General features: G+C 62.5%; 15 protein-coding genes. 8 read left to right on the plus strand and 7 right to left on the minus strand.

What is annotated here, in order from left to right; all coding sequences use genetic code 11:
* From ACQZ5H_RS25420 to ACQZ5H_RS25430, 3 genes are all read left to right on the plus strand, one after another.
* Nucleotides 1-696, plus strand: a complete 696-nt coding sequence (locus ACQZ5H_RS25420; protein ID WP_199629874.1) for a helix-turn-helix transcriptional regulator — start codon at nt 1-3, stop codon at nt 694-696.
* A 64-nt stretch (nt 697-760) separates the two neighbouring features.
* Entirely contained in the window at nt 761-988 is a 228-nt protein-coding gene (locus tag ACQZ5H_RS25425; protein ID WP_413710682.1) for a hypothetical protein, read from the plus strand.
* A 99-nt stretch (nt 989-1,087) separates the two neighbouring features.
* On the plus strand, nt 1,088-1,456 hold the full coding sequence (locus ACQZ5H_RS25430; protein WP_449099296.1) for a VOC family protein: 369 nt from the start codon (nt 1,088-1,090) through the stop codon (nt 1,454-1,456).
* Nucleotides 1,457-1,489: 33 nt separating this feature from the next.
* Here ACQZ5H_RS25430 and ACQZ5H_RS25435 read toward each other — a convergent pair whose 3' ends face one another.
* Nucleotides 1,490-2,350, minus strand: coding sequence for a prephenate dehydratase (locus ACQZ5H_RS25435; protein ID WP_112714238.1), 861 nt, complete (start codon nt 2,348-2,350; stop codon nt 1,490-1,492).
* A 10-nt stretch (nt 2,351-2,360) separates the two neighbouring features.
* Nucleotides 2,361-3,116 (minus strand): 3-deoxy-manno-octulosonate cytidylyltransferase, encoded by a 756-nt coding sequence (locus ACQZ5H_RS25440; protein WP_449099297.1) that lies wholly within the window; start codon nt 3,114-3,116, stop codon nt 2,361-2,363.
* A 155-nt stretch (nt 3,117-3,271) separates the two neighbouring features.
* Here ACQZ5H_RS25440 and ACQZ5H_RS25445 point away from each other — a divergent pair, with 155 nt between their 5' ends.
* Nucleotides 3,272-3,850 (plus strand): c-type cytochrome, encoded by a 579-nt coding sequence (locus tag ACQZ5H_RS25445; RefSeq protein WP_112714242.1) that lies wholly within the window; start codon nt 3,272-3,274, stop codon nt 3,848-3,850.
* Nucleotides 3,851-3,922: 72 nt separating this feature from the next.
* Here ACQZ5H_RS25445 and ACQZ5H_RS25450 read toward each other — a convergent pair whose 3' ends face one another.
* On the minus strand, nt 3,923-4,870 hold the full coding sequence (locus tag ACQZ5H_RS25450; protein ID WP_112714244.1) for an AEC family transporter: 948 nt from the start codon (nt 4,868-4,870) through the stop codon (nt 3,923-3,925).
* 412 nt (nt 4,871-5,282) lie between these two features.
* Here ACQZ5H_RS25450 and ACQZ5H_RS25455 point away from each other — a divergent pair, with 412 nt between their 5' ends.
* Entirely contained in the window at nt 5,283-6,275 is a 993-nt protein-coding gene (locus ACQZ5H_RS25455) for an adenosine kinase (RefSeq protein WP_449099298.1), read from the plus strand.
* On the opposite strand, the gene ACQZ5H_RS25460 is transcribed toward ACQZ5H_RS25455, so the two are convergent.
* Nucleotides 6,268-6,807 carry an SH3 domain-containing protein gene (locus ACQZ5H_RS25460; protein ID WP_112714248.1) on the minus strand — a complete coding sequence of 180 codons (540 nt, stop codon included), beginning with the start codon at nt 6,805-6,807 and terminating at the stop codon, nt 6,268-6,270. The genes ACQZ5H_RS25455 and ACQZ5H_RS25460 overlap by 8 nt on opposite strands.
* 184 nt (nt 6,808-6,991) lie before the next feature.
* Between ACQZ5H_RS25460 and ACQZ5H_RS25465 the strand changes: the two genes are divergently transcribed.
* Nucleotides 6,992-7,993 carry a 2-hydroxyacid dehydrogenase gene (locus tag ACQZ5H_RS25465; protein ID WP_449099299.1) on the plus strand — a complete coding sequence of 334 codons (1,002 nt, stop codon included), beginning with the start codon at nt 6,992-6,994 and terminating at the stop codon, nt 7,991-7,993.
* On the opposite strand, the gene ACQZ5H_RS25470 is transcribed toward ACQZ5H_RS25465, so the two are convergent.
* From ACQZ5H_RS25470 to recF, 3 genes are read right to left on the minus strand one after another with little or no spacing between them, the layout of a single operon-like run.
* Nucleotides 7,990-8,460, minus strand: a complete 471-nt coding sequence (locus ACQZ5H_RS25470) for a GNAT family N-acetyltransferase (protein WP_449099326.1) — start codon at nt 8,458-8,460, stop codon at nt 7,990-7,992. The two genes, ACQZ5H_RS25465 and ACQZ5H_RS25470, sit on opposite strands and share 4 nt — an antisense overlap.
* Nucleotides 8,460-9,269 (minus strand): molybdopterin-synthase adenylyltransferase MoeB, encoded by an 810-nt coding sequence (locus ACQZ5H_RS25475; RefSeq protein ID WP_449099300.1) that lies wholly within the window; start codon nt 9,267-9,269, stop codon nt 8,460-8,462. The genes ACQZ5H_RS25470 and ACQZ5H_RS25475 overlap by 1 nt, the downstream gene beginning before the upstream one ends.
* Complete coding sequence (recF, locus tag ACQZ5H_RS25480) at nt 9,266-10,390, minus strand: DNA replication/repair protein RecF (protein WP_449099301.1); 1,125 nt, start codon at nt 10,388-10,390, stop codon at nt 9,266-9,268. The genes ACQZ5H_RS25475 and recF overlap by 4 nt, the downstream gene beginning before the upstream one ends.
* A 68-nt stretch (nt 10,391-10,458) precedes the next feature.
* On the opposite strand from recF, the gene ACQZ5H_RS25485 reads away from it, so the two are divergent.
* A complete protein-coding gene (locus ACQZ5H_RS25485) occupies nt 10,459-11,406 on the plus strand; it encodes a hypothetical protein (RefSeq protein WP_449099302.1) in 948 nt (315 codons plus the stop codon).
* Nucleotides 11,407-11,779: 373 nt separating this feature from the next.
* A complete protein-coding gene (locus tag ACQZ5H_RS25490) occupies nt 11,780-12,367 on the plus strand; it encodes a transglutaminase-like cysteine peptidase (protein ID WP_199629881.1) in 588 nt (195 codons plus the stop codon).
* Nucleotides 12,368-12,459 lie beyond the last annotated feature (92 nt).

Genomic DNA, 12,459 nt, shown 5'->3' on the forward strand with positions numbered 1-12,459 from the left:
ATGCCGGTCTCGCGCTCGGAAAGGCTTCTTGCTCTTCTCCAGGTGCTTCGGCGGCACCGCCGCCCCGTCAGCGGCGTGATCCTGGCCGAGCAGACCGGCGTCAGCCTGCGCACGCTCTACCGCGACATCGCCAGCCTGCAGAGCCAAGGGGCGATGATCGAGGGCGAAGCCGGCGTCGGCTACGTGCTGAAACCCGGCTTCATGCTGCCGCCGATGATGTTTTCCGAAGAGGAACTCGAAGCTCTGGTGCTGGGATCGCGCTGGGTCAACCGCTCGGCGGAGCCACGGCTTGCGGGTGCGGCTGCCGATGCGCTTGCGAAGATCGCTGCCGTCCTGCCCGAGGAGATGCGCGAGACGATCGAATCGGCAACGCTGCTTGTCGGCCCGAAGCGCGCCAATGAGGACAAGGCCGACGTTGCCCTGATCCGCAAGGCGATCCGCACCGAACGCATCCTCGAACTGCATTACAGCGACGAACAGGGCCGCATCTCGCTGCGGCGCGTCTGGCCGTTTGCGCTCGGCTATTTCGAACATATCCGCATGGTGATGGCCTGGTGCGAATTGCGCCGCGGTTTCCGCCATTTCCGCACCGACCGCATCATCGACATGACGCCTCATGACGAGCGCTATCCGCGCCGCCGCAGCGCGCTGATGAAAGAGTGGCGCGAGATCGAACACGTGCCCGTCGAACGCTGAAGGCTACTGCCAGAATCTGACAGTAGAGCGCGCTATTATCGGTACCAATCCAGAAGGAGAACCGATGATGACGAGCGTGAAACTCAGCACCGCGAAATACAGCGACCGGCTTGTCGAGACATCTTCTGCCGATGCGGGTTATCCGCAGTCCCTGATGCTGCGCATGATGCAGAACGCATCGCGCAACATGGCGAGGGGCGACATTCCCCGCCTCGATCCGCAGTCGATGTCTTCGGGCATGCGGCGCGACCTCGGTCTGTCCGCCTGGACCTGCCAGGAAGCCGAAGCCTAGCCGGCAACCGATAATACCCAAGAGCAGAAATTTCATTCCGCCGCAGCGGATCGCCGCGGCACGCATTCATGCAGCCATCTCCAACAAAAGGATACGACCATGACCAGCCCCAACCTCATCATTCTCTATGTCAAGGACCCGGCCGAAAGCGCCAGTTTCTACAGGGACATCCTCGGCCGCGAGCCGGCCGTCGCCGCGCCGAACTTCGTCGCCTTCCCGCTCGATGGCGGCTTCACGCTCGGCCTTTGGCGCCGCAGCAACGTCGAGCCGCAGCCTTCGGCGATCGGCAATCGCGGCGAAATCGCCTTCATGGTGCCGGGTGATCAGGGCGTCGCGAAGCAGTACGACGACTGGCGCAAGCGTGGCCTGCCGATCGCGCAGGAGCTTGTCGATCTCGACTTCGGGCCGACCTTCGTGGTGCTCGACCCCGATGGTCATCGCCTGCGGGTTTGCGAGCCCGACAAGTGAAACGAGAAAAGGGCGCCCATGGCGCCCTTTTTGTTACTTGTGCAGCAGGCCGCGCATCGGGTGACCCTTGTAGACCCCGAGAATGCGGACCTTCTCCGAGAAGAAGCGCAACTCCTCCAGCGCCTGGCGGACATTGCTGTCGTTCGCATGACCTTCGATATCGGCATAAAACTGCGTGGCAATGAACTTGCCGCCGATCTGGTAGCTTTCCAGCTTCGTCATGTTGATGTTGTTGGTGGCGAAGCCGCCGAGCGCCTTGTAGAGCGCGGCCGGAATGTTGCGGACGTTGAAGACGAAGGTCGTGACGATCTTCTCTTCCTCGTTCGAGCGGCTCGCCCACTCCTCATCGCGCGACAGCACGACGAAGCGCGTCACGTTGCTCTCCGTGTCCTCGACATTTTCGGCGACGATATCCAGGCCGTAGAGATCGGCGGCGAGACGCGGCGCAAGCGCTGCCATCGTCCGGTCTCCGGTTTCCTGCACCATCTTGGCAGCACCGGCGGTATCGCCGGCGATGACGGGCTTCCAGCCGTTGGCGCGGACAATCTTGCGGCACTGGCCAAGCGCGTGGATGTGGCTGTGGACCGTGCGGATCTCATCCTTGGAGACGCCCGGCAGCACCATCAGCTGAAAGCGGATCGGCATGAAATATTCGCCGACGATATGCAGCCTGGAATCGGGAAGCAGGTGATGGATATCGGCAACGCGCCCAGCGATCGTGTTCTCGATCGGGATCATCGCGAGATCGGCTTCACCGCTTTCGAGCGCCGTGAAGGCATCCTCGAAGGTTTGGCAGGGCAGCGGCTCCATGGTCGGGAACATGTCGCGGCAGGCCATGTCGGAATTGGCGCCGAACTCGCCCTGGAACGAAATCCTGTTTGTCTTGGTGTTCATGTCTGTGTCCTCAAGCCTGTCTTGCCGAAAGAATGCGGCGGGCCTTTTCGAGATCGGCGGGCGTATCGACGCCGAGCGGCACGGTGTCGACGATCTCCGCATCGATGCGCATGCCGGCTTCGACTGCTCGCAGCTGTTCCAACGATTCGCGCAGCTCGAGCACCGACGGGCCGAGCGAGACGAAGCGCTCGAGGGCCGACCGGCGATAAGCGTAGAGGCCGATGTGGTGGTAGAGCGGGCCCTTGCCATAAGGCGCAGTCGCCCGGGTGAAATAGAGGCCGCGCAGGCGCGTCCCGGAAAGCGGCGAACCGACGACCTTGACGATATGCGGCGCCGTCTTGTCGTCTTCGTTGTCGATCTCGATCGTCAGCGTGGCGATATCGACGGATGCATCCTCGAGCGGACGGAGGGACGCGCGGATGGTTTCCGGCTCGATGGTCGGCAGGTCGCCCTGGACGTTGACGATGATCTTCGCCTTGCCTTCCGGATCGACCTTCTGCAGCGCCTCGTGAATGCGGTCCGAGCCGGACTGGTGATCGGAACGCGTCATGATGACCTCGAAACCGGCCTCGGAAACGACGTCGAACACACGCTGATCGTCAACGGCGACAACCACGCGGCCGATGGCCGCCTCCTCGGCGCGCTTGGCGACCTGAACGATCATCGGCAGGCCGCAGATATCGGCAAGCGGCTTGCCCGGCAGCCGGGTCGAAGCCATGCGTGCCGGGATCAGAACGAGGACGTCATCTAAATTTGAACCAGTCATCTGTCGGGCCTTCTATTCCGGGCGGAAAAGTGTCAAAAAGTCTCACGTACAGGACCATTTAGACAGTTGCAACGAACAGCCAAAAGACATAGGTTCCGCGCGATTTCAAGATGGTACCTTTTTAGGGTCTGCCGACTGCACGGGGAGCATTGCAGATGAATTCTTACGTCAATACGGCCGTTGGTGCGCTGCTCGGAACGATTTTCGTCCTGATGTCGGTCTCCATCGCGTCCGAAGGAATCTTCCATTCAGAAGCGCCGGAGAAGGAAGGCTTCACGATCGTCGCCGAGGAGACGCCAGCTGCTGGCGGCGGCGAAGCGAGTGCTGCCGCTGCAATGGTTCCGATTGCAAAGCTGCTGCCGACGGCTGATGCCAAGGCCGGCGAGACGATTTTCAAGAAGTGTCAGGCCTGTCATGACGCGACCAAGGGGGGGCCGAACAAAGTCGGTCCGAACCTCTATGGTCTCGTCGATCGCCCGATCGCTTCGCATGAGGGCTTCGCCTATTCGTCCGCCATGAAGGACTTTTCCAAGGGCGGCGCTGAGAAGTGGACGTTCGACCATCTGAACCACTTCCTGATGGCTCCGAAGAAGCAGGTCCCGGGCACCGCCATGGGCTTTGCCGGTCTGCCGAAGGAGCAGGATCGCGCCAACGTCATCCTTTACCTGCACACGCTGGCCGATTCGCCGGCCCCGCTGCCGGACCCGAACGCTCCGGATACGATCACGCAGTAAGCTGATCGACATATCGCAAAAGAGATTGAAGCCCGGCCGCAAGCCGGGCTTTTCTTTTGCGCGACTGCGGCGTCAGGCGCCGAGGATATAGGCCCATAGCGAGACCGAAATGGCGCCGAGTGCGGTTGTCACCGTGATCGTCGAGGCCGCGAGGCTGTGGCCGACGCCGAAGCGGTTGGCGATCAGCCAGGCGTTGACGCCGGTCGGAACCGAAGCGATCAGCACCAGCGCCGCCGTCCAATCAGGCGCGAGCCCGACGAGGTGGCTGGCGATCCAGACACAGCAGGGCAGCAGCAGAAGCTTGCAGGCGGAGGTGACGCTGGCGATGCCGAGATTGCCCGACACGCCGTATTTTTCCAGAGCCATGCCGAGCGAAATCAGCGCGACCGGACCGGCAACACCGGCAATCTGATCGACGATATTTTCGACCGGACCCGGCATCGTCAGGCCAAGCAGGTGCATGGCAGCACCGGCCGCCAGACCGATCACTAGCGGATTGCGGATGAGATTGAGGCCGATCTGGCGCAGAAGCTTCAGGATGCTGCGGTCGGCGGCGCCGGAGATCTTGTGTTCGGCGCGCTCCATCAGGATCGTGCCGACGATCATCATGACGGGGAGATGCACGGCAATCAGGATCGAGAGCGGCACGAGACCCTTGTCGCCGACGGTGCGCTGGACCAGCGGCAGGCCGACGAAGATCGTATTGGCGAAAGCCGAGGAGACGCCGGCGAGAACGCCGATGCGGGCATCGCGGCCGAAAAGCCTGGTCGCGGCGATATGGCCGACAGTCCAAGTGACGGCGACGCCGGAGAAATAGGCGATCCAGAGGCGGAAGGGCGAAGCGCCGTGGAAGTCAGCCTCGGCGATGGTGCGGAAGAGCAGCATCGGCACGGCGATCTTGAAGACGAAATCGCTCAGCGCATCGCCGGTATCGGCCGTCATCAACCCCGCTTTCACGATCAGCCAGCCGATCAGGATCATGATGAAGATAGGGAGGACGTCGAAAACGATAGCTGTCATGCGGGGAGAACTGCCTTGGCGCGGGGAGCCCAAGGTCTAACAGCAAAGGCGGCGCGTTGACAAACCCGTTGGTCCCAACATTCGAAGCCGAGAAAACAAAAAAAGCGGGCAAGGCCCGCTTTTCCGCATCCGGTCTTGCCGAACACCCGGTTCGCGATGCTGCCAGTTCATCCGTGGTCAGCGCCGCTTCCGGAACAGTCGAAGGGCATCATCCCTTCTCACCCGGCCACATCCTTGGATGCTCATGCCGGTCTGCTTGAGAGCTTATTTAGGTGTCCATGGTGACAGCGGCATGACGGATTGGCGGCATTTTTGCGAAGAAAATCGCCGCCAAAGCCTTTTTCCTTTCCATCAGCGGAAATTCCGCTAAGACCAAACCCCGGCTATCACAAAATCCGGGACCTCCCATTTCATGACCAAATTCGATGTTCTGACTGTCGGCAACGCCATCGTCGATATTATCGCGCGTTGCGACGACCAGTTCCTCATTGACAACAAGATCACCAAGGCGGCGATGAACCTCATCGATGCCGAACGCGCCGAGCTGCTCTATTCCCGCATGGGACCGGCGCTCGAAGCGTCGGGCGGCAGCGCCGGCAACACGGCAGCCGGTGCCGCAAGCCTCGGCGCCAAGGCCGCCTATTTCGGCAAGGTCGCCGACGACCAGCTGGGCGAGATCTTCGCGCACGACATCCGCGCCCAGGGCGTTCACTACCAGACCAAGCCAAAGGGCAAGTTCCCGCCGACGGCGCGCTCGATGATCTTCGTCACCGATGACGGCGAGCGTTCGATGAACACTTATCTCGGCGCCTGCGTCGAACTCGGCCCCGAAGACGTCGAGAGCGATGTCGTCGCCGATGCCAAGGTCACCTATTTCGAGGGTTATCTCTGGGATCCGCCGCGCGCCAAGGAAGCGATCCGCGAATGCGCCCGCATCGCCCATGAGAATGGCCGCGAAGTGTCGATGACGCTCTCGGACAGCTTCTGCGTCGGCCGCTACCGCGCAGAATTCCTCGACCTGATGCGCTCCGGCACCGTCGACATCGTCTTCGCCAACAAGCAGGAAGCGCTGTCGCTGTATGAGACCGACGATTTCGAGGAAGCGCTGAACAAGATCGCCAAGGACTGCAAGATTGCGGCCGTAACAATGAGCGAAGACGGCGCAGTGATCCTGAAGGGCAGCGAGCGCTGGTATGTGGATGCGATCAGCATCAACGAGGTCGTCGATACGACGGGCGCCGGCGATCTTTTCGCCTCAGGCTTCCTCTACGGCTACACGCAGGGCCGCACGCTCGAGGATTGCGGCAAGCTCGGCTGCCTGGCGGCCGGCATCGTGATCCAGCAGATCGGCCCCCGGCCGATGAAGTCGCTTGCCGAAGCAGCCCGCGAGGCGAAGCTTATTTGAAGGCTTCGCCGGGGTAGGCACCCCAGATTTCCGACTGCGCCACCCATCCTTCGGCGCCGTCGGCATCTGCATGGCACCAGTCGCCATTGCACTCACCGATATGGATCATCACGCCAGGTTCCAGCTTGGCGACGATGGTTGCCGAGGACTGCGGCTCGCGGCGCATGTTGACGAAGACAGATTTACCCTTGCCCTTCATCCACGGCGCAGCAAGCGCCGAGCGCTGACCCGACAGCAGCGACTGGTTGACCCAGCCTTCCGTGCCGTCGGCATCGCGGATGCGGCGCCAGTTGTCATATTCCTGGATGATCTCCACCGGCAGGCCGGCCTTGAGGTACATCCAGGAAGCGGCATAATCGGTTCCGGGGCCGATGCGCAGATTGACGCGCTTCGACTTCAGCGTCACGAAGCGCGGCAGCGGCAGGCCGCTCGGGCCCTTGGCCGCTTGCGCATACGCAGATTCGACGGCGCTTGCCGACAGCATCAGACCAACCGCAATAGCAAGGCAGGACTTCAGAGTGATTCCACGCATGGAGTTTCCGTTCGCTCGAAATGGTAAGCGGGCGCGCCCGCTCATCAGCCGGGCCGTGACATTCGCCGGAAACCGCTCGCGAGTTTTGTTTGTCTTCGCGTGCGGGTCTGGTAGAAATTGCCCGAACGTTAAAATTATCCCCCGTCTTGGTTAAAGACATCTGAACAAGGCATGGCCGGCCGCGATGACATCGAAGAAAAAACCGAAGGTCTACATCACCCGGAAACTGCCTGACGCGGTCGAGACCCGCATGCGCGAGCTGTTCGACGCGCAACTGAACATCGACGATTCGCCACGTTCCATGCCCGAGCTTGCCGAGGCGGTGCAGACTGCCGACGTGCTGGTGCCAACGGTGACCGACCGGATCGATGCAGCGCTGATCGAACAGGCAGGGCCGCAGCTGAAGCTGATCGCCAGCTTCTCCAACGGTACCGACCATATCGATGTCGAGGCTGCCGCCCGCAAGGGCATCACCGTTACCAACACGCCGAACGTGCTGACCGAAGACACGGCCGACATGACGATGGCGCTGATCCTCGCCGTACCGCGCCGGCTCGGCGAAGGTGCGCGCGTCCTTATCGACAAGCCCGGCGAATGGGCCGGCTGGTCGCCGACCTGGATGCTGGGACGGCGCATTCACGGCAAGCGGATTGGCATCGTCGGCATGGGCCGGATCGGCACCGCCGTTGCGCGGCGCGCCAAGGCGTTCGGCCTCTCGATCCACTATCACAACCGCAAGCGCGTGAACCCGGCGACCGAAGACGAGCTGGAGGCGACCTATTGGGAAAGCCTCGACCAGATGCTGGCCCGGGTCGACATCGTCTCCGTCAACTGCCCGTCGACACCGGCGACCTTCCACCTGCTCTCGGCCCGGCGCCTCGCGCTTCTGCAGCCGACTGCCTATCTCGTCAACACCGCGCGCGGCGATGTCGTCGACGAAGCGGCGCTGATCAAATGTCTGCGGGAGGGACGGATTGCCGGTGCAGGGCTCGATGTCTTCGAGAACGAGCCCTCGGTCAATCCGAAGCTGATCAAACTCGCCAACGAAGGCAAGGTCGTGCTGTTGCCGCATATGAGCTCGGCAACGATCGAAGGCCGTATCGACATGGGCGACAAGGTGATCATCAACATCCGCGCCTTCATCGATGGGCATCGGCCGCCGAACCGCGTGCTGCCCGGCCGCTAGGCCAGCGTCTTTCGCATCTCGACATAGGTGACGCGATCAAAATCGGGATGCGCTTTCTCGGCCGTCCTGACAAAGCCCATCGCGGCGAATGCGGCATGGTTGCCGGTCAGCTCGATGCGGGTGTCCAACCGGATCATCTGAAGCGAGCGTTCCCGGGCCGTAGCCTCGGCTGCAGCAAGAAGTCGTTTACCGATCCCCCTGCCCTGCAATTCAGGTGCGACAGCGAGCTTGCCAAGATAGAGGCAATCGCTTTCCGGGCGAAGGAACATGCATCCAGCCAGCGCGCCATCATCAAGCGCGACATAGCCGATTTCCGCCACCGCCTTGGCTCGTAGCGCGTCGGCCGTCAGATCCAGCGCCGAGGACGGCGGATCGATGCGGCCGTTCATATAGGCGAAGGAGGAGAGGATCAGGTCGAGCAGCTCCGCCCAGCCGCCGAAGCTTTCATCCAGTCTGACGATATCGATCATGCTGTCCGCCGGCGCTTGTATCGTATGGTATCGAAACGGGCGCTCAGCGCGTCGTAGAGCAGCAGGCGACCGATCAGCGGGTGACCATTACCCGTGACGAGCTTGATCGCCTCCATGGCCATCAGCGTGCCGATGACGCCCGTCAGCGCGCCGACAATCCCGGTCTCGGCGCAGGCGGGTATCAGCCCCTCCGGCGGGATCTCGGGGAAGAGATCGCGATAGGTGGGGTTCAGGCTGCCATCAGCAGCCGTCTCGTAAGGTTTCAGGACCGTCACCGAGCCGTCGAAGCGGCCGACGGCACCTGTTACCAGCGGTATCTTCGCCCGCTCCGCGGCATCGGCGGCGGCATAGCGGGTGTCGAAATTGTCGGAACCATCGATCAGCAGGTCGAAGCCCGAAATCTGGCGTGCCGCCGCCTCCGGGCAGAAGCGCTCCTCGAAGCGTATAACCCTTACATGCGGATTGAGGCGGGCGATGGCGAAGGCGGCGCTCTCGGCCTTCATCTCGCCGATCGTGCCGGAATCGTGGATCACCTGGCGCTGCAGGTTCGACAGCGACACCCGGTCATCATCGGCAATGCCAAGCGTGCCGACGCCGGCCGCCGCCAGATATTGCAGCACCGGGGCGCCGAGGCCACCGGCACCGATGACGAGTACGCGCGCCGCCTTGAGCTTCTGCTGACCCGCGCCGCCGATCTCCGGCAGCAGGATATGACGCTGATATCGTGCGATTTCTTCGGGACTGAGAGGTTCCATGGGAGCGATGCTATCATGGCCGGGCGCGAAGAAGGAAGCGCCGCCGCTCATGCGCCGACATGCCCTTCGGATACGGTGAAGAACTGCGCCCGCTCGCCGAGCGCCGAAAACATCGACCGGTCGGTGCCGGTCATGAAGGACTGACCGCCGAGACCATCGATGAGATCGAAGAGCGCCGCGCGGCGGCCTTCGTCGAGATGTGCGGCGATTTCATCGAGCAGGAGAATGGGCGCGTGACCGGTCAGGTTTGCGACGAGGCGTGCATGCGCAAGGATGAGGCCGACCAGCAGCGCCTTCTGTTCGCCGGTCGAGCAGCGCGCGGCCTCCATCTGCTTGTCGCGGTGGCGGACGATGAGATCGGCACGGTGCGGGCCATCGAGCGTGCGGCCTGCAGCAGCATCGCGGTAGCGGCTCGCCGCCAGCATCGCCGCATAGTCATCCTCAAGATCGACGGCCGGGCGTGAAAACTGGCCGTCCATGAAGCCTGACAGTTCGAGCGCAGCGGAAGGAAACGGCGATGTCTCGCGTGTTTCCTCGATCAGCCGGGCCAGCAGGCCCAGCATTTCCTGGCGGGCAAGCGCCATCGCGATACCGAGACTTGCCATCTGCTGCTCGATCCCCGAAAGCCAGGAGGGATCAAAGCGGCGATCGTCGAGCAGCTTGTTGCGGCTGCGCATGGCGCGCTCGAAATCGCTGGCGCGGCGGCCATGGGACGGATCGAGCGACAGAACGAGACGATCAAGGAAACGGCGGCGATCCGAAGAGCCGCCGGTAAACAGGCCATCCATGGACGGCGTCAGCCAGAGAACGCGCAGGTGATCGGTGAGCTCGTCAGCCGTCTTCGCCGCAGTCCCATTGATGCGCAGACGGCGCGCCGCATTGTCATCGGCGGTATCGGCACCGGTGCCGATCTCGACATTGCCCTCGATGCCCTCGAGTTCGGCAAAGATCGAAAAACCGTTGGAAGCGCCGACGCGAGTGACATCCGCATAGGTCGCGCGCCGCAGACCGCGTCCAGGCGACAGGAAGGAGACCGCTTCCATCAGATTGGTCTTGCCCGCACCGTTATTTCCCGTGAGCACAACATGGCGCCCGTCGAGCGCCAGCGACACTGCCGCGTAGTTGCGGAAGTCGGTGAGCTTGAGCAGGGAGAGGTAGACCTTGTGAGGCATCGCTTGTCCGGATTCGATATGCGGCAGAGCTAAGCCGAACGGGCGGGTATGGCAAGGCTGTCGATGGAATGGCCGATCGCGCTACGCCGGCTATGGAGCGCGCGACACTCCGTCAGGCGGATATTGTCGACAGCCAGGAAAGAACGAAGCCCGGCTTTTCAGCCGGGCTCCTCGTCATCGTTGACCGCTGGGCAGCAGGATCACTGGTTATACTTGCCACCTCCGTGGCCGCCACCCTGGCCGCCATTGCCACCACCGTGGTTACCATTGCCGCCACCCTGGCCGCCATTGCCGCCACCGTGGTTACCATTGCCGCCACCTTGGCCGCCGTTACCGCCACCGTGGTTGCCGTTGCCACCACCTTGGCCGCCATTGCCGCCACCCTGGCCGCCGTTGCCACCACCGTGGTTGCCATTGCCGCCACCTTGGCCGCCGTTACCGCCGCCGTGGTTACCATTGCCGCCACCTTGGCCGCCGCTACCGCCGCCGTGGCTTCCGTTACCACCACCCTGGCCGCCGTTACCGCCACCGTGGTTGCCGTTGCCACCACCGTGGTTGCCATTGCCGCCACCGTGGTTGCCATTGCCGCCACCGTGGTTGCCATTGCCGCCACCCTGGCCGCCATTGCCACCACCGTGGTTGCCGTTGCCGCCACCTTGGCCGCCGTTGCCACCACCGTGGTTGCCATTGCCGCCACCTTGGCCGCCGTTACCGCCGCCATGGTTGCCGTTACCACCACCTTGGCCGCCGTTGCCACCACCGTGGTTACCATTGCCACCACCCTGGCCGCCGTTACCGCCGCCATGGTTGCCGTTACCACCACCTTGGCCACCATCGCCACCACCGTGGCCACCGTCACCACCACCGTGGCCACCGTCACCACCACCATGGCCACCGTCGCCACCGCCAGGGTTACCGCCGTCACCGCCACCAGGGTTGCCGCCATCGCCACCACCGGGGTTACTGCCACCACCGGGGTTGCCGCTGGAACCGCCTCCAGACGTCGAAGCCTGTGAAGAAGTCCTCAAACTGCCTGAATCGTCGCCGAAACCGTGATAGTCATCGGTCGGGATCGCAGCTGTGGGGCGACAGAGGCGGGCCTCGATGGTTCCAGGCTTGACGATGCGACAGTCGATCTGAAGAGGGGCAGACATCCCGAGGCTGGTTGAAGCCATGAGGTAAGCGATGACTATGCTGTATTTCGCTGTTGTTCTTAACATTGGGCAACTCCCTAGGTTAACGAAGCGCTAACGAAATACATTTTATATTAGCTATTTGTTATCCCTAGTCAGCAAGCCCGCCAGTAACGGTACATCTTAATACATAGCTAACCTCGAATGCATAAAGTTTTAGCTTAAACGGACTAGCACTTTCGAAGGAGGGCAGACCATGCGTTACTTCCTGTTGACTAGCGTAGCTGTTGCGTTGAGTTTTCTTTCACAAAGTCAGTCATTTGCCGGGACGGCTCTTCCCCAGGACCGATCGATCGGCGCGCCTCCAGGTTTCGCGGGAGCCTGTGCGCGATATGGCTGGGTTTGCAGGAATGGCGGGGGCAAGGAGCTGGACGACGCTTCGGCGATGGCGCTGATCACCCGCGTCAATAGGAGCGTCAATGCCGCCACCCGGCCCGCGCCGGATACGGTAACGTCAGGCAAGAGCGAGTTCTGGTCGCTGCCGATCGACAACAAGGGCGATTGCGAGGATTACGCCCTCCTGAAGATGAAGACCCTGCTCGATGCCGGCTTCCCCTCGCAGAAGCTGGCGCTATCGGTCGTCATCGAACGCCACGGCCAGAATCACGTCGTCCTCGTCGCAAGGCTGAAATCCGGCGACTACGTGCTCGACAGCCTCAACGGCTCGGTGAAGTCCTGGCAGAGCACCGGCTACACCTTCCTGGCGACCCAAAGCTTCACCAGCAAATCGTCCTGGCGGGTTTCACTTGCCGGGCCGAGAGCCAGCGAGTTTTCGGGAATCTAGGCAGATTGCCTGCAGGGCTTGGCATGGCGGCTCGATGGGCCGCCTCAGACTTTCCCTTAGGTAAGCTCAGACGCCAAGTTGCGTTTCTGTCG

The organism is Rhizobium sp. 21-4511-3d (assembly GCF_053522545.1).